Raw genomic sequence first — 19537 nt, forward strand, 5'->3', positions numbered from 1 at the left:
CTACATTCTTTCCGGAGCCGAAACACCCAAAAGACTTAACCCGTTTCGGATGACTTTTTTGACCGACAGAACCAGAGAGAGCCTTGCCCCGGAAAGATTTTTATCTTCTGTTATCACCTTGTGTTTATTGTAATATCCATGGAATGCCGATGCCAGGGACATCAAATAGGTAAAAATCACATGGGGATGAAGGGTGTCGGCACTTTTTTCAACCTGCTCGCTAAATCCTGCCAGAATTTTAATCAGGTTGATCTCTTCTTGGGTGGTCAGCAATCCAAGATGTTCTCCTTGTTGAAACTCAATCTCCTTGATCAGCCCCTCTTCTTTTGCCTTTAAAAGAATCCCCGTGATCCTGGCATGGACATATTGCACATAATAGACCGGGTTATCGGAATTTTTTTGTTTGGCCAATTCAAGATCAAACTCCAGACCTGAATCATAACTGCGGCTCAAAAACATGAACCGCGCCGCATCTTTTCCCACTTCATCCACAATATTTTTCAGGGTAACAAACTCCCCGGATCGTGTGGACATCTGAACCGGCTTGCCCCCCCGCAACAGGTTGACCAACTGAACAAGGATCACCTCAAATTGTTCACTTTTTCGGCCCGAAGCCACCACAGAAGCATCAATGCGCTTTATATAGCCATGGTGGTCTGCCCCCCACACATCAATCACCCGATCAAAGCCTCGCTCATATTTTTCTTTATGATAGGCAATATCAGAGGCAAAATAGGTGGTCAGACCATTGTTCCTGACAACCACCCTGTTTTTTTCATCCCCGAAATCCTCGGTGCGAAACCAAAGCGCCCCCTCCTCTTCATAGATCAACCCTTCTGCCCGGTAGGCCTCAATGGCCCCTTGCACCCGACCTGAATCAAAGAGACTTTGTTCACTGAACCACTGATCAAAGCAAACACCAAAATCAGCTAGATCCGATTTTATGCCCAACAATATTTCATTGGCTGCAAATTTTGCGCACAGGGGAATGGCGATATCCTCCGCCTGATCCAAAAAAGCCTTGCCCTCTTTGTCCAGAACCCTTTGGGCAAGATCCTTTATATACTCCCCCTTGTAGCAATCATCGGGGAATTCAATCTCTTGGCCGCCCCTCTCCAAAAGCCTGAGCCATACAGAGGTGCCAAGGGTTCGAATCTGCCGACCGGAATCATTGATATAGTACTCCTTTTGAACATCGAACCCGGCAAAGGCGAGGATATTTCCCACAGAATCCCCGACAGCTGCCCCCCTGCCATGTCCAACATGGAGCGGGCCCGTGGGGTTGGCACTGACAAACTCCACCTGGACCTTTTGCCCTTTTCCCATCTTTGATGCACCAAAGCGTTTGTCTTGCTCCAGAATCTGGTCCACCACCGGATGCCATGCGGCATTGGCAAGAAAAAAATTAATAAAACCCGGGCCTGCCACTTCAATCTTTTCAATACACTCCAGGGATTCCATGTTTGAAACGATGATTTGGGCAATCTTTTGCGGCGCCATTCGCTGGAGCCCCGCCGACACCATGGCAAAATTGCTTGAAAAATCTCCCTGGGCGTTGTGTTTCGGGGCTTCTATCTCCATATCAGGAATCTGATCAGAGGACAGTTCCCCCTTTTCAAACGCTCGTTGGGCAGCCTCCAGGACAATCTGTTTAATTTTTGTTTTCATATTTATTTTAATTCTCGTGTTCAGAGGTATCTTCTGGCTTAAATTGCGGGGTATCGTCTTCAGAATCAATTTCTTTCATCTCATCTTCTTTTGAATCACCATCTTCTTCCAGCAACGCATCCAGCTCAACATCATCATCCAGAACAAATGCTTCTTCACCGGGAAAGGCTTCAATATCATTATATTCAATAACAAGCTTTTCAGCACCCGCATCTTTAAAGAAATCAACACTGCCATCAAAAAGTTTTACCGCCATATCTCTGGCAGGGAAAAAGCTCCGTCTTCGAAGCAGCCCCAAAAATGAGTCCACCCCTTCTTTGGATGCCTGGATCAATTCTTCCAGGCTGTATTCCTCTTCATGGAGCAGCATCACAACACCCGGATCAACTTCACTGAACTCTATAATGGTGAGAATTCCCTCTTTAATATTCTTTTCAAACTTGATTTTCTGTTTCATTTACACTCTCCTAATATATATCGTTAACCTAAAACTTCTTAATATAGCTCAACTATTCCCCCTGTCAATCATTTAAAAACATAAGTTAAGTATTGACCTGTTCCCGGCAAGGTGATATAAAATCCTGGTTCAATTGAGGAGGAGTGACTGAGTGGCCGAAAGTGGCGGTCTTGAAAACCGTTGACCTTAACGGGTCCGTGGGTTCGAATCCTACCTCCTCCGCCAAACAATACGGAGAAATGGCCGAGTTGGCTGAAGGCGCTCGCCTGCTAAGCGGGTATGGGGGTTATACTCCATCCAGGGTTCGAATCCCTGTTTCTCCGCCATTATAACATCAAAGCTACTGTAATCACAGTGGCTTTTGTTGTTTTAAGAGCCTGATATTTTCAATCCATCCCCACTTACACACTTCACTTACACACTTGTGAAGATGGAGGATGAAAATCAAGACAGGCAGCTCCCCTTCGTATTTGGTCAGAAATCCCTACTCCTATTGCTTCAGGATGAAAATCCCAAAGGATCTACAGGCAGCCGTATCCAAAAAAGAGTTGAGATATTCCCTTGAAACAGGTAATTTATCTGCTGCTAAAAATAAAGCCAGATACTTGGCTGGACAATTTCAACTATTATTTAGAGACATGCAGGGAGCCTATTTGGACCACATGAAGCTTACAAAGCGAACAGATTGACAAATTAATCAAAGGCCACAAGGAAATGTTGTTTGAGCAGTATGACACCCCGGTGCCTTATGGTGCATATGACAGGGAACTTCCTCCGGAGTCAGAGGGTGCTGCTGAATACCAGTGGATGTACTATACCAGGAAAGAACTCAGGCACAAACTTATTGCAGGAGATTATTCGGAAATTGAAAAGACAGTTGACGCGCTATTAATCAAACAGGGTCTTGCACCTGATGATATTGACAAAAGCACTCCTGAATATTCAAGACTATGTCATGGTCTCATGCGGGCAGAAATCAAAGGGCTTGATCGTTATGAAAAGAATCTCCATGGGGAATTTAAAGACGATCTTGAGGAGGTGCTAAATGATCACATCCCTGCACCATCAATTCAAACAGGGATACTTGCACCCTCCCCCACTCCAGCAAACACCACACCTAAGCCTGTCGATCATGGGCCACTCCTCAGTGAATTCATGGAAAAATTCCCTGAGACAAAACCCAATTGGGACATAGCTACTCATAAAGCATACCAGACAACCACAAAGGTAGTCCTTAAAATTCTGGGGGATATACACGTAGGGACGATCACCAGAGCTATCATGGTAGACTATCGGGAAACTTTACTAAAAAGCCCTGCTTACTGGACAAACCGACATCCCCAAATAAGGGTTGAAGACCTACCAGCAACCGGGTTACCCACAATAGGGAAAAGCACCTTGGTCTGAAACTTAACCTTTATCGGCCAGCTTATGGACTATGCCGTAGACAAAATCTATCTCAAGGATTCGCCTATGCCCAAATCCCGAATGAGTCTACCAGATGATAACATAGAGGTTCAAAGCCTCAATAATGATCAGATAAAGACCATCCTGACCGCAACCTGTGACTTCATGGGAAACTATATGACCCGGAATGTGGCGGTGGCTTATGGGTGGGAAAAGAATATGGCAAAGGGTCCGTCAGGATAGGAGATCCATTGCATAACATTTCCCACGGTGCAACAGCCATGCAGGCAGCTCGTTTTTATTATGGTGCAATTACCGGCTCTATTATTGATTCTAAACACGGGCCTTTGTTCGCCAAAATATTTGGCAAACCCGCCATCAAGCATAAATTCGTCAAAGGACTGTATGGTAGAAAAAACGTTGAAATTTATCGGGAATCAGGCACCTGGCATGATTATCATGCGGATAGCGGCATTGTTGTTCCTGATGATTTTAGCTATATTGTCGTTTATATTGAGCATCACCCCGAAGCCGGAAGCATGGCGGTAAAAGGAATCCGGATTGCGGATGATGTAATGCAGGCATATGCCCTTCAGAAAAAAATAGGCGTTTAAAAGCCCTATCTTACCTTTTTTTATCTTTGCCTTTAATGCATTGTATTGAAGAGTTATAATGCAAGAACTTTGCTTGAAGATCCTAAAATTTGTCTTGACAGGAATTGATACAGAACTATAAAATCCCCACACACATAAATAGAATGCGATTACAATGATATTATACGTTAAACTTCTATTAAATAATGATCTGCATTAACGACTTCATACGTTATAGCATGGGAATAATTGTGCATGATACTGACTATGTTTTTTTTTAATAAAGCTATACAATAGGGTTTAACATACGCAGGAGAATATGACCGTAAACACAGAATCCAGAACGCAATCTCGAGTCTATTTACTTATTTTTATTTCTGCTTTGATCTTTTTTTTTGGTACTTATTTCCCAAAAATATTTTATGCCCTAATGCAGGAAGACTATATCGCAGAATGGCTCACTTTTTATTTGTTTAGTTTCTCTGGTATCATTATTCTAATCCATCTATACTTTGCCATTCGAGAAAAAACCTATGGTTGGGTTTCACCCGATTTTTTAATTCCGCTAATAATTGCCATGTTTTGCCTTGTTGTCGCAGGGGAGGAAATTTCTTGGGGACAACGTATATTTGCATTTAAACCGCCTGATTTTTTCTTAGAGAAAAATTATCAGCAAGAGTTAAATATCCACAATCTTTTTAAGGGAAATGGAATTTGGGGAATATCTGTTGAAAGTAAACATCTGGTAATGTTAATTTCTTTTTCATATGGTATTTTTTTTCCTGTCTTCACTCGGTATTTTGTTTCAGCTAAAAATTTAAGCAGACATTTTCCGGCTTTTTACATGATGCCATTTTTTGTAATGGTTATTATCATGGAACAGATTTATCCTATCAAGTTCACAGGCGAAGCCTGTGAAATGTTTTTAGGGTTTATATTTTTGATACATATTTTTGATACATATTGCTTAAACACAATTAAAAAACACCCCTTTTTCCAAACATATCAGCTGTCTATTATGATTTTTTTTATTGCGTTGCTCGGGGTAATTACCGCGCCGCTATTAAAGTCATTAAGTAACAAATTTCTTGTGGATACTGAGGCTACTATACAAAATGAATTGGCGTTAATTCAAGATGATTTTCTTGATCCACTGACTAAAAAACAAAAAATTTTTAAGAAGAGAAAGGTTCACAAACGCGTCTATACAGCGATTGAGCAGAACTATTTTCGGTTTCTTGAAAAATCACGATTTTTGGGGAATGAAAAAAATTCAACCGGTTCTAAAAAATATTATTTAGATACATGGAACAGCCCTTACTGGATTTATTACAATAGAGAAAAAAAAGTTGTGATTTTTTATTCGTTTGGATCTAATCGGAAAAGGGATAGTAATTTTGACCAAGACATAACGCCAAAGGGTGATGATGTCGCAGTTTTAATTTCCCTAAAGCCTCAATAAAAGGTTAAATATTTATTTCGTCCTTATTTTTGGTCTACTCAACAATTACGGAAAATACCGATAAGCATCACTTCGGAAAGGGTACCGAAAAAAGCACCTGAGTGTATTACAGACCCGTATCACCCGATACAAGGCAAAAAAAATATGCCGAAATCTCCTGGCAATGCCACATTTTAAATTTTCCGCTCGCGCGCTATTTATATTGTTTTTCTGCCTCATTATTTATATAAGGATTGGATCCTGTTGGGTAAAAGATCAAACATCCTCATAAAATGGTGACTGTTGACGTGATAGATCAAACTGCAAATAAAATAATTTCAAAAGATAACCCCACAACAGCACCATCAATGGCAAGCAGTTATCATGGCATTGAATCGTACATCGCCAACCATCCGATTCAGATAAAAAGGATTTCCCGATCAAATTTAGAAGCCAATGCCATATTGATGCCAAAAGAAATAAGCACCCAGAATTTCAGAAGCCTTTTTAACACCGCCGCTGACGTATTGAGAAGCATGGATACGGCAAAAACGTTAATATTAGAGGGGATTGGTTTAAGCGTATACTACCTGGAAACAGATGAAACCGGCATCGTTGAACAATTGACCTAACAGATAGGAAGATGCTTTTAGTCCAGAAAAGTATGAAAAAATTATTAAAGAGTTGAAATATGCACTCAACCAGGCACTGGCACAACATGTTGTGCCAGTGCCTGGTTGAGTTAAAACATTCCTGAAATAAAACATAGGCATTAAGAGGGGGGATGGAAATAGTCTGGATTTTATTGAAAAAGATCGAAAATTATCAAATTACTGATGATTTTGGGCATAATTCACCAGTAATTCCACAATTCAATTTCAAAAAAAATCAGCTCCAATAGTCAAAGGCTGGAACCTGGGAGTCTGAATCATCGTAAATCAATTCAGAGATGTAAACGGGATCAGTATATTGGGAAAGGTATGTGGTAAGTATCCAATTGGATACTTACACACCGGACTTACACACTCCGAAGCGAACGACTTTTGGGCAGGTCTGAAAATTTAAAGTAATTACGGATAGTTAGGCGGGAAAAAAATTTAATAGACGTGAATCCCTGTTTCTCCGCCATTACCAAAGAATACAAGGGTTAAAGACTTCGGTTTTTAACCCTTTTTCTTTGCTCTCAACAAAAATTTGCCGAATTAATATCACTTTGCCGAAGTTTAAACTTACCCGTATTGATATGGCGGCAAAAAAATTTATCAAATCAATTGCCAGGCGACCTGAGCAAAGAGAAAACCTGTAACGGCGCGTCCAGTCCTTTCAGGATCACAGGCCCCAGACCGTATGCTGGCCATAGTCCCTGGATCAATCCATGGGTATTTTCCCCGATGAGGATATCCCCTCCCTTGGCATAATCAGAAAGACGGGAGGCTATATTGGTAACTGTTCCGCTGGCCGTATAGGTCATGCGGGTATCCAAGACCCCTGTAAACCGGGTCATCCCCACAAGGGCAGAACCGGAATTAATGCCAATATTCACATCAATTGGACCCATGGTTGAATCCATCTCCTTTGAAAGAGACTGGTTAATGGTTCTATTCCGATCCGCAATCTCAAAGGCAGCCTTCACCGAATTAATGGCATTGGTTCTGGCATCATGGTTTTTAAAAATAATCATAAGGGCATCACCGGCTGTTTCATTGATGTCCCCGTGGGAACGGTGAATGGGATCCACAAAACTTGAAAACATTCGTTCAATAATCCCATTGACTTCAACCTCGGGGCGACTTGTGGACAGCCGGGTATAGCCCTCCAGATCCAAAAATAGAACGCTGATATCTTTTCGTTCCTTCGCCCGGGTTAAAAGGTCGGGATTTTTATGGACCATCTGCCGCACCGATTCGGGGACAAAGGGAGACAGGTTGGTCAGCATCCGGCTGATGGAAATTTTCTCCTGGGTCATCTCCCATTGGCGTTTGGCATTCAAAATGATGGTCCCCAGGATGTCGGCAAAATCTCTGATCAGAAAAAAATCTCTTCGGGTATAGCGGGTCAGGGGTTGAATCACCACACTGATGGCGGCAAGGACCCTTCCATCCACGAATACGGGCATGGCATATTCCGGACCCACGGACACAAGTGAGTTATCAAGCCTTCTGACCGGTTCACTCTGGGAAACCACCACGGCTTTTTTATTTTTAATGGCTTTTTTAACCGCAGGTCTGTCCCGCTTACAGGACTGACAGTCCACAGGCCTTTCATAAAGAGCACATTGCAGGGGACTTGTATACTTCTTGGCTTCGGGATCCAGCAAAAGGATACAAACTTCCATGGCAGTAGGGATCAAAGCCCGAAGCTCATCCCTGACCGTTTCAATAATTTCATTGACCTCCATGAGGGGGGCAATCTTTCTGATCAGGCGCTGCTGAGCCTGAAACCGCTCCTTATAATATCGATCCATCATAACACCTGTCCCTTAAGATTAATCGCCCAAGTCTAAATATATTATATTTACCCATTTGATAGAAAGGATACCATAATTTACCAATTTTGTGGATACCCGAATAATGGCAGGTCTAAAAACATGGAACACTGCCAGGACAGGGCCGACACCCATGGTTTGGAATCGGTTTGTGATTGCAGTTTAAACCGCTTTTACCCTTGACATAAAATTTAAGGAAGTTTATATCCTTCTAACAATTATGGATATAGATTGCTTAATATATAAAAGTTGAGAAAAATGGATATAAAACAGACGATCAAAAAGAATAAGAACCTTTTCTTAAAAGAATGGTTCACGGCCACCATTAATACCTACCCAAAAGACAGCGCCAGAATTCTGGGAAAAGATTCCAACCGATTTGACAACCCCGTGGGGGCAGTCACCCGGGAAAGCCTTGAGGATGTTCTGGATTTGATTTGTCAAACCTATACGGAAAAAACCCTTGAAAAAGCATTGGATCCCGTTATTCGGATCAGGGCAGTCCAGGCATTTGATGCCTCGGATGCGGTCAGTTTTATATTTGCCCTCAAAAAAATAGGTGAAAATTTCCTGGACCAGTCCCAGCTGAGACAATTTGACCACATGGTGGATCACATTGCCCTGGCAGGATTTGATAAGTTCATGAAATGTAAAGAAGAAATATTCCTTTTAAAGTCAACTGAAAGCAAAAGACGCATTCACAGGGCATTTGAAAGGGCAGGTTTAGTAGCAGAGCTCACGGAAGAAGACCTCCTTGGCTCTAAAAAATCTTAACATGTATGACAAAATTTAGGTTTGTCATACAAAAATAACGAGGTGGTTATAAGATGAATCAAAAGTACTTGATCCCCCTTACAGCTGTTTTTCTGCTCTTCCTAGTGGCCTACACTGGGGTTGAGGGAGCAGGACTGCAGTGGTTCTTTGGGATAGTATTTCCCTACCTTGCAGTTCTTACCTTTCTGATTGGCTTTATTGTCAAGGTCATGGGATGGGCAGCATCTGCAGTTCCGTTCAGGATTCCCACAACCTGCGGCCAGCAGAAATCCTTACCCTGGATAAAACAGAACTGCATTGACAACCCTGATACAGCCTCCGGCGTTTTTGTGAGGATGGTACTTGAAATTTTTCTTTTCAGGTCCCTATTTCGTAACACAAAGGCAGCATTTAACCGGAATGTATCCAACCGGCTGTCCTATTCATGGGAAATTTTTTTATGGCTGGGAGCCCTTGCCTTCCATTATTCTTTTCTGGTCGTTGTGCTAAGGCATTTCAGGTTTTTTACCTCCCCGGTTCCCTCGTGTCTCACCTGGCTCGAATACGTTGACGGTATTGTTCAAATAGGCCTGCCTGGATTATTTTTGTCCGGTGTGGTCCTGCTGGCAGCCACCTTGTTTTTGCTGAGCAGAAGAATTTTTGATGCCAAGGTTGCCTATATTTCACAGGCAGCAGATTATTTCCCCTTGTTCCTGATCATCGGCATTGCCGCTACGGGTATTGCCATGAGATATTTCACCAAGGTGGATATCATCGGCATCAAAACTCTTACCATGGGCCTTGCAACCTTTGCACCGGTCATCCCTGAAGGGGTGGGCGGTCTTTTTTATGGTCATGTCTTTATGGTAAGCGTTCTTTTCGCATATTTCCCGGCAAGCAAGCTCATGCACGCAGGCGGCGTATTTTTAAGCTCCACGCGAAACATGGCCAACAATTCCCGGGCCATAAGACACATAAATCCCTGGAATTATGATGTGGAAGTCCATACCTATGAACAGTATGAAGATCACTTCAGAGAAAAAATGATTGAAGCCGGACTGCCGGTGGATAAGAAGGAGTAATAAATGTCTGACGAACTTACACCGGATGAAGCATTAGATAAGATAGATTATAGACCGGGATCAGGCAATTGGATGGACACCACCAAATCTGTCCAGATCAGACCCGGGATGTATTGTTATGCGGCAAAAGCTGAAAGTGTTGAAACATTGGGACTGCCCAATGCCAGATCCTGGAATCCCCTGGATGCAGACTGGAAACTGCCGGAAAACTGGCAGCAGATTATCCATGAGGGTATGAAGGTAAGACTGGAACGTTTTCGGACCTTTAAAATATTCATGGATGTTTGCGTCCGTTGCGGGGCCTGTGCCGACAAATGTCATTTCTTTCTGGGCACAGGCGATCCCAAAAACATGCCGGTCCTGAGAGCAGAGCTTTTAAGAAGCGTTTATAGGAATGATTTTACCACTGTTGGAAAAGTTCTTGCCAAAATTCCAGGAGGTGCTCGCCTTGGCGGCGGTCGCCCCTTGACCTTGGACGTACTCAAGGAGATGTGGTACTATTTTTTCCAATGTACCGAATGCCGCCGGTGTTCTGTTTTCTGCCCCTATGGAATTGATACAGCGGAAATCACCATCATGGCAAGGGAGCTTTTTAACCTCATCGGCCTGAACATTGACTGGATTGCCACCCCTGTTTCCAATTGCTATCAGACAGGTAACCACCTGGGCATTCAGCCCCATGCCTTCAAGGACATGCTCGATTTCTTTGTGGAAGATATTGAAGAAATCACCGGCGTCAATTGTGAGCCTTCATATATGAAAAAAGGGGCGGATATCCTCTTTGTAACCCCTTCAGGCGACGTATTTGCCGATCCAGGGACATACACCTGCCAGGGGTATCTTATCCTGTTCAAATATCTCAAAGATAAATACAACCTGGATGTGACCTGGAGTACCTATGCCTCGGAGGGTGGTAACTTCGGGTTCTTTACTTCCCACGAAACCATGAAACGCCTCAATGCCAAAATGTATTTAGAGGCAAAACGCCTGGGCGTTAAGTGGATACTGGGTGGAGAATGCGGCCACATGTGGCGGGTTATTAACCAGTACATGGATACCATGAACGGCCCTGCCGATTTCATGGAAGTACCGGTAAACCCCATCACAGGAACGGTTTTTGAAAATGCCAGATCCACCAAAATGGTTCATATCTGCGAGTTCACAGCCGATTTAATCAAACACGGTAAGCTGGAACTGGACAAATCTCGAAATGCCAACCGCATCGTGACCTTCCATGATTCTTGTAACCCGGCCAGGGGCATGGGTATTTTGGATGAACCCCGTTATATCATCGAAAACACCTGTGATAGTTTTTATGAAATGCCCCCCAACACCATCCGTGAGCAGACCTTTTGCTGCGGTTCCGGAGCAGGCCTTAATGCCGGAGAAAACATGGAATTGAGAATGGCAGGGGCGCTTCCCCGTGCCAATGCCCTCAAACATGTCCATGAAAAATACGGTGTTAACACGCTGGCCACCATTTGTGCCATTGACAGGGCTGCCCTTTCCACCCTGTGTGAATACTGGGTTCCGGAAGCAGAAGTATACGGGATCCATGAATTGGTGGGAAATGCCTTGATTCTCCCAGGTGAAACCAATAGAACCCAAGATCTGAGAATGGAACCATTACCGGGTTTCGAGGAGGAGGAGGAATAATGAATAAAAATTACATTATCGCAGGACTTGTGATATTTGTCATAGCCGTACTGACTCCGGTTTGGTTCAATATGGTGACCACCACCCAGGCAGCACCCGAGCCCTTACTTTCCGCCAAGGCCAAGGAAGCCAAAAAATGTGTGCTGGACAAATATGAGATGAGAGCCAACCACATGTCTTTGCTGGACGAATGGAGAGATTCCGTTGTCAGGGATGCAGACAGACTGTATACGGCGGAAAATGGCCATACCTATAATATGAGCCTTTCCACAGGGGAAAACTCCTGTCTGGGATGCCATGAAGACAAAGAAAAATTTTGTGACAGCTGTCATACCTATGCATCGGTAGATCCCTATTGCTGGGAATGTCACACAAACCCCAAGGAGATTAAATGATGGAAAAGAGCAGAAGAAGCTTTCTTAAAGTAGCAGGTATTGCTGCCATCGGATTGGGTGCTGCTCCGGCAATTAATTTTGCTGCATCTGATTCCCATGGGACTGCGCAGGTGGTGAAAGGCAAAAACAAAGAAGCACTCACCGCCCATCGCTGGGGCATGGTAATCGATACCAATAAGCTCAACGATGAAGTGGTTAAAAATATTGTCGCGGCTTGTCACAAAGCCCACAACGTGCCTGATTTCAACCATGAAGTGGACACAAAAAAATTCCCAAACACCCGCCCTGTCAACCACAAACAGGAAGTCAAGTGGATATGGGAAGAGCCATTTCACAATGCATTTCCTGACAAGGAAGATGAATTTTTGGCGGAAAAATTTCATGATCTTCCCTTTCTAACGACCTGTAACCATTGCAAAAATGCCCCCTGTGTTAAAGCATGCCCGACCCAGGCGACATTCCAAAGAGAAGACGGTATTGTCCTGATGGACTACCACCGTTGTATCGGATGCAGGTTTTGTATGGCGGCCTGCCCTTATGGATCAAGAAGCTTTAACTTCAGGGATCCAAGACCGTTTATTGACGAGACGGTTTCAACCTTTCCCACCCGTACCAAAGGGGTGGTGGAAAAATGCAATCTTTGCGCGGAACGCTTGGCCAAAGGGGAACAACCCCATTGCGTAGAAGCCTCTGAAGGTGCAATTATAGTGGGCGATCTCGAGGATCCTGAATCCGAGGTTCGGGTACTTTTAAATGAAAATTATACAATCAGACGTAAACAGTCTCTGGGTACAGAGCCCTCTGTTTACTATGTCATGTAAGGGGAGCGAGTATGCTTGAAATAGCTATTAAAGGAAGTAAGCATTATTGGTTATGGATAGTCTTTCTGCTCGCTGTAATGGGAGCAGGGGCAGTGGTTTACATAGACCAGTTCACCAACGGGCTGATGATCACCGGGATGAGCCGGGATGTGTCCTGGGGCTTTTATATTGCCAATTTTACCTATCTTGTCGGAGTTGCCGCAGGGGGTGTCATGGTGGTCATTCCCTTTTATCTCCATGACTATGAAAAATTTCACAGAATCACCATCCTGGGTGAATTTTTGGCAGTGGCCGCGCTGGTCATGTGTCTTCTGTTTATTGTTGTGGATTTAGGCCAGCCCATCCGGATGCTGAACGTATTGTTATATCCATCCCCCAGGTCAATGCTCTTCTATGACATGCTGGTTCTGAACGGGTATCTTTTTTTGAACATTGTCATTGGATGGAAGGTGCTGGAAGCGGAAAGAAATCAGGTTGAGCCACCGGCATGGACAAAACCATTAATTTACTTATCCATTCCCTTTGCCATCGGCATCCATACGGTAACAGCCTATCTGTATTGTGGCCTTCCAGGACGTGGGTTCTGGCTGACCGCGGTTCTGGCACCCAGGTTCCTGGCATCTGCTTTTGCAGCAGGACCGGCCTTTTTGATAATCCTTTGCTATATTATCAGAAAATTCACCAAGTTTGATCCGGGCTGGGATGCCATGCAGACCCTGTCAAAGATCGTCTGCTGGGCCATCATTACCAATTTGTTCTTCTTTTTATGTGAAGTCTTTGTTGTTTACTATTCCAATATCCCCGGCCATAAGGTACACATGCAGTATCTGTTGTTCGGATATCACGGGTACACTGCACTTGTCCCCTGGATGTGGACCAGCCTGACCCTCATGGGAACCGGAGCCATTTTTCTGATTATCCCGAAATTGAGAAATAATAAAACACTGTTGCCGGTCACCTGTGCCATGATCGTTTTTGGCGCATGGATTGACAAGGGCCTGGGTATGATATCCGGCGGATTTGTCCCCTCCCCGTTGCACCATGTAACAGAGTACGGTCCCACGGGCAAGGAAGTTATAATCACCCTGGGCGTCTATGCCACGGGCTTTCTGGTTCTGACCATTTTGTACAAGCTTGCAACCACGGTTAAAGAAGAGGTTCGCGGCTAATCCTTTAAATAATAACAGGATAGCAGTTACAAAAACCATAGCGCATGAAACAGGGGAGCTTTCTTTTAAAGAAGCTCCCCTGTTTTTTTTTCAGGAGCACCTCTGTTTTATAACAGGATCATTGGAAATCATGAAACAAAACAAGCCCAAAGCACCTTCAACTTCACTAAAGACAACCATTTTTTCTGACTGCCCCGATTCTTTTTTTGAAGAGAAAAAAAATGATTTCCTTGCGGCTGTGTATGCCCACAATGCTTCCCGGGCAGAAATCATTTATGAATTAATATCAAAAACCGCCGAAAAAAAAGCAGACGGCCTCGGTGAAACAGATGAAAAATATCTGCGCCAGATTCAGGTGGCGTTCAAACAATTTAAACCCTTTCTCCTTGCCCATTGTTCCAATAAAATTTTGGACACCTACCAAAAACTGCAATCTATAATCCGGAAGAATGTACGGGAACAGTCCGCCCACCCGGGGGTTGTGGCCTATGACAACTGGAGAACCAGTCTCCATCTATTGCCCTGGCAGGAAAAACTGTTATTTACCAATGCCATCACCTTCCAGATGACCTCGGGGTGCAGCAATTATTGCAGACGTTGCAATGAATGGGCATTGCCCAAAATCCGGTCCCATTTTTCCAAGGATGCCACAAAAACCATCCTGAAAAAACTCACAACTTCCGGGAACACCAACCTTGCATTGTATGGAGCGTCAGATCCCCTGGACTGGGCAGACGGTTCCAATGATATAGGGGATATTTTATCAGGTCTGGACGCCCCTCCTGCTTTTAGTTTGCTGACCAAAATTCCAAGGGGGAAAGAAGCCCTTTTAAAAACCCTGTTAAAAATGAATATCAATCTTTCCGTCAGCCAGACCGATCGGAACCGCAAACGAATCCACGCCCTGGAAGCCCAGATAAACAAGATTATACCCAAACAGCATGCCTCAAAGGAGCTGCTCATCCCGGCGGGGTTAGACGAAGATTTTATCTCTGTCAAACCCTCCATCACCGATGGATATGGAACAGAGATAACCCCTGAAGGGGCCTGCATCATCATCCCCACCTTTACAAGTGGTCTTCATCCCTTTGGCCACAAAAAACTGTCTGTCACACGGGAAACACCCTTCTTCCCCGTAAAGAAGATTGGCAGACAGGCCTTGCTGGTGGATTATTTCAAACCCCTTGAAGTTATTGGACAAGAAAAAAAACCATTTTTTTTGTCCAAACTTTTGGATGTCCAGGTAGAAAATATTTTACTTGATAATGGGTCCGATGCCCTAACGCCACCTGGTATGAGAAGTCTTCGGGAGTATTTTTCCATATTTGAAGACACGCCCAGGCGCCAACGAAAAAAAATGATCCCTTCAGTGATGCGGCATCTGAAAAAAGAATTTTTACCCGACGAATATGGAACCCTGGATGCTGACAAAAAACAGCTCTATGGAAAAAAACTTGCGGCCCACCTGGAATTTTGCAACAGGTCAGTGGTAGCAGAGTCAAAGCGCTGCGCCCTCTCATTTTTTCTGGCTGCCGTTGCTTGTTTTGTGGAACGACACCCCGTAAAGACTGGCATCATCGCATTTCTCCTTGGGGAGGAAATAACCTTGCTGCAAAAAAAATATAGTTCCCCGGCGGCACAGCACCCCCTTGTTTCACAATTTTTCTACTCCCAAACCAACCCCTGGGAGCTGTTTCGATTTTATGCAACCGCCCTTCTCATTGGCCGCCATGAAAAATCTATTTCAGATTTCACCACCGCTTGTCCATCAAAATATGATGCCCTGGCAGACCGTTTTGTCCCGGTCATCAGCCAAAGTTAAATCCGGGCTGAACCTGGATAAGACGTTTGGTATAGGGGTGTTCCGGGTGCTGGATAATCTTGTCGGCCGTATTCACCTCCACAATATGTCCTTCATGGATCACGGCAATCTTGTCACACAAATAGTTTGCAGCGGCCAGATTATGGGTGATAAACAAAAAAGTCATATCAAAGGATTTCCGGATATCGGTGAGCAGTTTGAACAATTGGATAGCAATGGTGGCATCCAGCATGGAGGTGGGTTCATCTGCCACGATAAAGTCCGGATCCAGCACAATGGCCCTTGCAACGGCGACCCGCTGACGCTGGCCCCCGGAAAGCTGATGGGGATACCGGTCATAGAAATCATTGCCCGGCGTTAACCCTACAATTTCCAGGGTATGCAGCACCTTCTCCCTTTGGGCAGCTGAATTGCCGACGCCATGGACCACCAGGGGTTCTAAAATCGTATCTGAAATTGACAAATGAGGGTTCAATGACTGGTAGGGGTCCTGAAAAATCATCTGCACCTTTGACCGGTAGGCTTTCAGGGCAGCGCCTTTTAAGCGATTTATGGGACTGCCGTTCAAATAAATATTTCCCGAGGTGGGCGCTTCCAGCCTGACCAGAAGGCGGCCGGTTGTGGTCTTGCCGCTGCCGCTCTGGCCGACCAATCCGAATATTTCTCCCTTTTCAATGGAAAGGTCAATACTGTTCAAGGCCAGCACCTTGTTCTGGGATTTGGAAAAAAACTGTTTCCTGGGAGTGTATTCTTTGGATACCCCCTTCATTTCGATCAAGGGAGACTTTTTCGGATTTAGTTTACTCATTGGCTTTTTCCGGTAATGGTTTCATCACAGCAAAGGACCCGATGGGTTTTTGAAATATTCATCCAATGGGGAATCCCTATTTTGCAGATACTGGAGCAGCGGGTACAATTAACCGCAAACCGGCAAGACCCATTTTCAAGGGTTAAATCAGGGGCTTCTCTCATATCCGGGATAATGACTGAGTATTGATTGTCAAGGCTCAGATAGGATCCGAGCAGGGCTTTTGTATAGGGATGACAGGGGGAGGCAAACACCTCTTGCTTGGTTCCTGTTTCCACAATCTGTCCCCCATACATCACACAGATATCCTCACAAACCGATGCCACCACGGCAATGTCATGGGAAATAAAAATCAAACCGGTATCCATGGCCTGTTGAATGATCTTTATCTCTTTTAATATCTGATCCTGGACAATGACATCAAGGGCGGTGGTAGGTTCATCGGCAATGATGAGTTTTGGTTTGCAGGCCAGGGCCATGGCAATGATCACCCGCTGCTTCATGCCCCCGCTGTATTCATGGGGAAAATCCTTCATACGGGCCCGGGGAATTTCAACCAGGTCGAACAATTCGTTTATCCTATTTTCCAGATCATTGGACGAAATCTCGGGATGGTGGGTCACAATGGCTTCAATGACCTGTTCATCCACCCGCATGACCGGATTAAGCGCATTCATAGCGGCCTGGAAAATCATGGCAATCTCCTTGCCCCGAACCCTTCGCCATTGATCTTCATTTAATTGGGTCAGATCCTTGTTTTGAAACCCAATGCTGCCGCCCAGGATCAGGGCATTGTCTGGCAAAAGCCCCATGAGCGTCATGCCCAGAGTGGTTTTCCCGCAACCGGATTCGCCGACAAATCCGAGGGGTCTGCCCCGTTCAAGCTCAAAGGAGATATCATCAACCGCCTTGATTATTCCTGTCTTTGTCTGGTAGCCGATGGTCAAATTTTTTATGGATAGCAATGCCATTGGTTTAGGACTGCCCCTCCTTTCTTAGGCGTGGGTCCAGAACTTCGTCCATGGCACGGCCCAGCAGATAAAACGCCAGTGTCAGCAGGGAAATACTCAATCCCGGTGGAATCAGCCAATAGGGTGCCTGGAACATATGACCCGATTTCCAAACCCATTGGAGCATCATCCCCCAACTGACCTGGGAGGGATCCCCAAACCCTAGAAAAGAAAGGGCGGCTTCCACAAGGATGGCCGAGGTGACCCGAAATGTCATATAAAGAAAAGCCAGGGGCAGCACATTGGGCATGATATGACGAAAAATAATCCGCAGATGGGAGGCCCCGGCGACCTGGGACGCTTCAATAAAGGGCCGCTGTTTCAATGAAAGGGTCTGGGATCTGATCACCCTTGAAACCGCGGGCCACCGCATGATGGCAATGATAAACACAATAATCCAAATGTTAAACTGACCGAATAAAGAGGCCAGGATCAGCAAAATAACCAGGGAGGGCATCACCATGATAATATCGGCCATTCGCATGAGAAAGGCATCCAGCATTCCCCCGGCATATCCCGACACCATCCCGACCACCGTCCCAATGACAATACTAAAAAATGCACTGGACAACCCCACGATAAAGGCCACCTTTGCCCCTTCCAGCAGCTGGGCAAACAGATCCCGGCCCACATTGTCCGTTCCCAGAAGATGGGTCAGACTGGGACCCGTGGAAACCCTGATATCGGGGTCAATACCCGTCATGGGATCATACATGGGATTTATATGGGGCACAATAAAACTGGCCAGGGCCATGAGCATGAAAATAGATAAAATGATCACACCTGTTTTCCCCAGGGGGTTTTGAATAAAAATTTTCCAGCTTTTTAAAAAGCGTCGAATATAATGGGTTTTCAACATAATCACACCTTTTCTTCTACCACTTTTGCACGGGTTTTATCCTGATTTTGTCCTGGAGGGTTCAATAGGTAATCCTCGGATCCAGATAGGCATAGAGAATATCCACAATCAAATTGGCCGTAAGCACCACAAGGGCGATCAGAAGAAAGCAGCCCTGGGCCAGGGGATAATCATTGTTGCTCACGGCAAAGATCAGCTCCCTTCCTATGCCGGGCCAGGTAAATATCTGTTCGGTCAGGGCGCCCCCGTTAATGGAGAAAGCAAGACTTAAACCCACACTGGTCACTACGGGGAGGGCTGCATTTTTTGCAGCATGCTTGTTGCGGATCACCCGTTCACTCAAACCCTTGGCTCTTGCGGTGATGATATAATCTTCTCTGAGCACACTGAGCATGGAGGATCGCATGAGCAGAAGATAAGAGCCAAGGTTGATGATAAAAAGGGTCAAAAGCGGCAGTATCATATGGTGAATAATATCCAAAACCTTAACAAACCAGGAAGCGTTCCCCACCCAAAGTTCCGGGGATAAAATACCGCCAAGGGGGAAAATCCCCAGTTTGAAGCCCAGCACCCAGAGCAGCAGCAGGGCAAACCAGGGGATAAACAGGGTGTAGCAAACAAGGGCAGATATGGACATGACACTGTCCAATCGGCTTCCCTTGTTCCAGGCCGCTATCTTCCCCAAAAAAACCCCGGCAAATGCTGCCAGAATGGTGGAAGAAGTAAACAATAAAATGGTCCACCCCAGCCTTTCCTTGATGATTTTAAAAACAGGCTCTCCATAGTGAAAGGACACCCCGAAATTACCGGTAAAAAAATTTTTCAGGTAAATCACATATTGTTCCCACATGGGCTTATCGAGACCCATCTGTTCGATGAGGTACCGCATATCTTCGGGCGTCAGCATGGGATCCACCACCTTTGAGATGGGATCCCCGGGAGAAAGCCTGAACAAAAAAAACAATGCCGTCATAATCACAAAGAAAATGACTGCGATTTCAACTAATTTACTCAAAATATAGGTCTGATTTCTCATGTCCTATTATCCAATATCATAGTATCCAATATCATTGTATCCAATATCATTGTATCCAATATCATCCGGCCCCAT

Annotated in this window: 20 protein-coding genes and 2 tRNA genes; 15 read left to right on the forward strand and 7 right to left on the reverse strand. The window is 44.9% G+C overall.

Annotated elements, in window-relative coordinates:
• Positions 1–1668 (reverse strand): arginine--tRNA ligase, encoded by a 1668-nt coding sequence (argS, locus tag ACZ45G_RS21060; RefSeq protein ID WP_464172471.1) that lies wholly within the window; start codon positions 1666–1668, stop codon positions 1–3.
• Positions 1669–1675: 7 nt separating this feature from the next.
• Complete coding sequence (locus ACZ45G_RS21065; RefSeq protein ID WP_464172472.1) at positions 1676–2125, reverse strand: hypothetical protein; 450 nt, start codon at positions 2123–2125, stop codon at positions 1676–1678.
• Between the two features lie 137 nt (positions 2126–2262).
• Between ACZ45G_RS21065 and ACZ45G_RS21070 the strand changes: the two genes are divergently transcribed.
• The 8 genes from ACZ45G_RS21070 to ACZ45G_RS21105 all read left to right on the forward strand — a co-directional run bounded on the left by ACZ45G_RS21070 (position 2263) and on the right by ACZ45G_RS21105 (position 6198).
• Positions 2263–2350 (forward strand) — tRNA-Ser (locus tag ACZ45G_RS21070).
• Positions 2351–2358: 8 nt separating this feature from the next.
• Positions 2359–2451 (forward strand) — tRNA-Ser (locus tag ACZ45G_RS21075).
• Between the two features lie 111 nt (positions 2452–2562).
• Complete coding sequence (locus ACZ45G_RS21080) at positions 2563–2814, forward strand: DUF6538 domain-containing protein (RefSeq protein ID WP_464172473.1); 252 nt, start codon at positions 2563–2565, stop codon at positions 2812–2814.
• Between the two features lie 25 nt (positions 2815–2839).
• Entirely contained in the window at positions 2840–3532 is a 693-nt protein-coding gene (locus ACZ45G_RS21085) for a hypothetical protein (protein ID WP_464172474.1), read from the forward strand.
• A 66-nt stretch (positions 3533–3598) separates the two neighbouring features.
• Positions 3599–3775 (forward strand): hypothetical protein, encoded by a 177-nt coding sequence (locus tag ACZ45G_RS21090; RefSeq protein ID WP_464172475.1) that lies wholly within the window; start codon positions 3599–3601, stop codon positions 3773–3775.
• Between the two features lie 8 nt (positions 3776–3783).
• The gene (locus ACZ45G_RS21095) at positions 3784–4146 is read left to right on the forward strand and encodes a hypothetical protein (protein ID WP_464172476.1); all 363 of its coding nucleotides are present in this window, start codon (positions 3784–3786) and stop codon (positions 4144–4146) included.
• A 298-nt stretch (positions 4147–4444) separates the two neighbouring features.
• The gene (locus tag ACZ45G_RS21100) at positions 4445–5587 is read left to right on the forward strand and encodes a hypothetical protein (protein ID WP_464172477.1); all 1143 of its coding nucleotides are present in this window, start codon (positions 4445–4447) and stop codon (positions 5585–5587) included.
• Between the two features lie 287 nt (positions 5588–5874).
• Positions 5875–6198, forward strand: coding sequence for a hypothetical protein (locus tag ACZ45G_RS21105; protein WP_464172478.1), 324 nt, complete (start codon positions 5875–5877; stop codon positions 6196–6198).
• Positions 6199–6833: 635 nt separating this feature from the next.
• On the opposite strand, the gene ACZ45G_RS21110 is transcribed toward ACZ45G_RS21105, so the two are convergent.
• Positions 6834–8033 (reverse strand): adenylate/guanylate cyclase domain-containing protein, encoded by a 1200-nt coding sequence (locus ACZ45G_RS21110; RefSeq protein WP_464172479.1) that lies wholly within the window; start codon positions 8031–8033, stop codon positions 6834–6836.
• Between the two features lie 276 nt (positions 8034–8309).
• Between ACZ45G_RS21110 and ACZ45G_RS21115 the strand changes: the two genes are divergently transcribed.
• The 7 genes from ACZ45G_RS21115 to ACZ45G_RS21145 all read left to right on the forward strand — a co-directional run bounded on the left by ACZ45G_RS21115 (position 8310) and on the right by ACZ45G_RS21145 (position 15749).
• Complete coding sequence (locus ACZ45G_RS21115; protein ID WP_464172480.1) at positions 8310–8825, forward strand: RsbRD N-terminal domain-containing protein; 516 nt, start codon at positions 8310–8312, stop codon at positions 8823–8825.
• A 53-nt stretch (positions 8826–8878) separates the two neighbouring features.
• Positions 8879–9886, forward strand: coding sequence for a sulfate reduction electron transfer complex DsrMKJOP subunit DsrM (gene dsrM, locus ACZ45G_RS21120; protein ID WP_464172481.1), 1008 nt, complete (start codon positions 8879–8881; stop codon positions 9884–9886).
• Positions 9887–9889: 3 nt separating this feature from the next.
• Positions 9890–11542, forward strand: coding sequence for a sulfate reduction electron transfer complex DsrMKJOP subunit DsrK (gene dsrK / locus ACZ45G_RS21125; RefSeq protein WP_464172482.1), 1653 nt, complete (start codon positions 9890–9892; stop codon positions 11540–11542).
• Positions 11542–11937 carry a sulfate reduction electron transfer complex DsrMKJOP subunit DsrJ gene (dsrJ, locus tag ACZ45G_RS21130; RefSeq protein WP_464172483.1) on the forward strand — a complete coding sequence of 132 codons (396 nt, stop codon included), beginning with the start codon at positions 11542–11544 and terminating at the stop codon, positions 11935–11937. The genes dsrK and dsrJ overlap by 1 nt, the downstream gene beginning before the upstream one ends.
• Positions 11934–12758 (forward strand): sulfate reduction electron transfer complex DsrMKJOP subunit DsrO, encoded by an 825-nt coding sequence (gene dsrO, locus ACZ45G_RS21135; protein WP_464172484.1) that lies wholly within the window; start codon positions 11934–11936, stop codon positions 12756–12758. The genes dsrJ and dsrO overlap by 4 nt, the downstream gene beginning before the upstream one ends.
• An 11-nt stretch (positions 12759–12769) precedes the next feature.
• A complete protein-coding gene (gene dsrP / locus ACZ45G_RS21140) occupies positions 12770–13927 on the forward strand; it encodes a sulfate reduction electron transfer complex DsrMKJOP subunit DsrP (RefSeq protein WP_464172485.1) in 1158 nt (385 codons plus the stop codon).
• A gap of 130 nt (positions 13928–14057) precedes the next feature.
• The gene (locus ACZ45G_RS21145; RefSeq protein WP_464172486.1) at positions 14058–15749 is read left to right on the forward strand and encodes a hypothetical protein; all 1692 of its coding nucleotides are present in this window, start codon (positions 14058–14060) and stop codon (positions 15747–15749) included.
• Here ACZ45G_RS21145 and ACZ45G_RS21150 read toward each other — a convergent pair.
• The 4 genes from ACZ45G_RS21150 to ACZ45G_RS21165 form a co-directional block, all read right to left on the reverse strand.
• On the reverse strand, positions 15736–16557 hold the full coding sequence (locus tag ACZ45G_RS21150) for an ABC transporter ATP-binding protein (protein ID WP_464172487.1): 822 nt from the start codon (positions 16555–16557) through the stop codon (positions 15736–15738). The two genes, ACZ45G_RS21145 and ACZ45G_RS21150, sit on opposite strands and share 14 nt — an antisense overlap.
• A complete protein-coding gene (locus tag ACZ45G_RS21155) occupies positions 16554–17528 on the reverse strand; it encodes an ABC transporter ATP-binding protein (RefSeq protein ID WP_464172488.1) in 975 nt (324 codons plus the stop codon). The genes ACZ45G_RS21150 and ACZ45G_RS21155 overlap by 4 nt, the downstream gene beginning before the upstream one ends.
• A gap of 4 nt (positions 17529–17532) precedes the next feature.
• Positions 17533–18426, reverse strand: a complete 894-nt coding sequence (locus ACZ45G_RS21160; RefSeq protein WP_464172489.1) for an ABC transporter permease — start codon at positions 18424–18426, stop codon at positions 17533–17535.
• Between the two features lie 61 nt (positions 18427–18487).
• Positions 18488–19462, reverse strand: coding sequence for an ABC transporter permease (locus ACZ45G_RS21165; RefSeq protein ID WP_464172490.1), 975 nt, complete (start codon positions 19460–19462; stop codon positions 18488–18490).
• Positions 19463–19537: the final 75 nt, after the last annotated feature.

Source organism: Desulfoconvexum algidum, assembly GCF_055382125.1.

Coding starts and splice junctions, on each gene's coding strand:
- ACZ45G_RS21160 (WP_464172489.1), bottom strand. CDS start 18,426: ATGTTGAAAACCCATTATATTCGACGCTTTTTAAAAAGCTGGAAAATT.
- ACZ45G_RS21155 (WP_464172488.1), bottom strand. CDS start 17,528: ATGGCATTGCTATCCATAAAAAATTTGACCATCGGCTACCAGACAAAG.
- ACZ45G_RS21080 (WP_464172473.1), top strand. CDS start 2,563: ATGAAAATCAAGACAGGCAGCTCCCCTTCGTATTTGGTCAGAAATCCC.
- dsrO (WP_464172484.1), top strand. CDS start 11,934: ATGATGGAAAAGAGCAGAAGAAGCTTTCTTAAAGTAGCAGGTATTGCT.
- dsrP (WP_464172485.1), top strand. CDS start 12,770: ATGCTTGAAATAGCTATTAAAGGAAGTAAGCATTATTGGTTATGGATA.
- argS (WP_464172471.1), bottom strand. CDS start 1,668: ATGAAAACAAAAATTAAACAGATTGTCCTGGAGGCTGCCCAACGAGCG.
- dsrK (WP_464172482.1), top strand. CDS start 9,890: ATGTCTGACGAACTTACACCGGATGAAGCATTAGATAAGATAGATTAT.
- ACZ45G_RS21110 (WP_464172479.1), bottom strand. CDS start 8,033: ATGATGGATCGATATTATAAGGAGCGGTTTCAGGCTCAGCAGCGCCTG.
- dsrJ (WP_464172483.1), top strand. CDS start 11,542: ATGAATAAAAATTACATTATCGCAGGACTTGTGATATTTGTCATAGCC.
- dsrM (WP_464172481.1), top strand. CDS start 8,879: ATGAATCAAAAGTACTTGATCCCCCTTACAGCTGTTTTTCTGCTCTTC.
- ACZ45G_RS21100 (WP_464172477.1), top strand. CDS start 4,445: ATGACCGTAAACACAGAATCCAGAACGCAATCTCGAGTCTATTTACTT.
- ACZ45G_RS21090 (WP_464172475.1), top strand. CDS start 3,599: ATGCCCAAATCCCGAATGAGTCTACCAGATGATAACATAGAGGTTCAA.
- ACZ45G_RS21165 (WP_464172490.1), bottom strand. CDS start 19,462: ATGAGAAATCAGACCTATATTTTGAGTAAATTAGTTGAAATCGCAGTC.
- ACZ45G_RS21065 (WP_464172472.1), bottom strand. CDS start 2,125: ATGAAACAGAAAATCAAGTTTGAAAAGAATATTAAAGAGGGAATTCTC.
- ACZ45G_RS21150 (WP_464172487.1), bottom strand. CDS start 16,557: ATGAGTAAACTAAATCCGAAAAAGTCTCCCTTGATCGAAATGAAGGGG.
- ACZ45G_RS21145 (WP_464172486.1), top strand. CDS start 14,058: ATGAAACAAAACAAGCCCAAAGCACCTTCAACTTCACTAAAGACAACC.
- ACZ45G_RS21115 (WP_464172480.1), top strand. CDS start 8,310: ATGGATATAAAACAGACGATCAAAAAGAATAAGAACCTTTTCTTAAAA.
- ACZ45G_RS21085 (WP_464172474.1), top strand. CDS start 2,840: ATGTTGTTTGAGCAGTATGACACCCCGGTGCCTTATGGTGCATATGAC.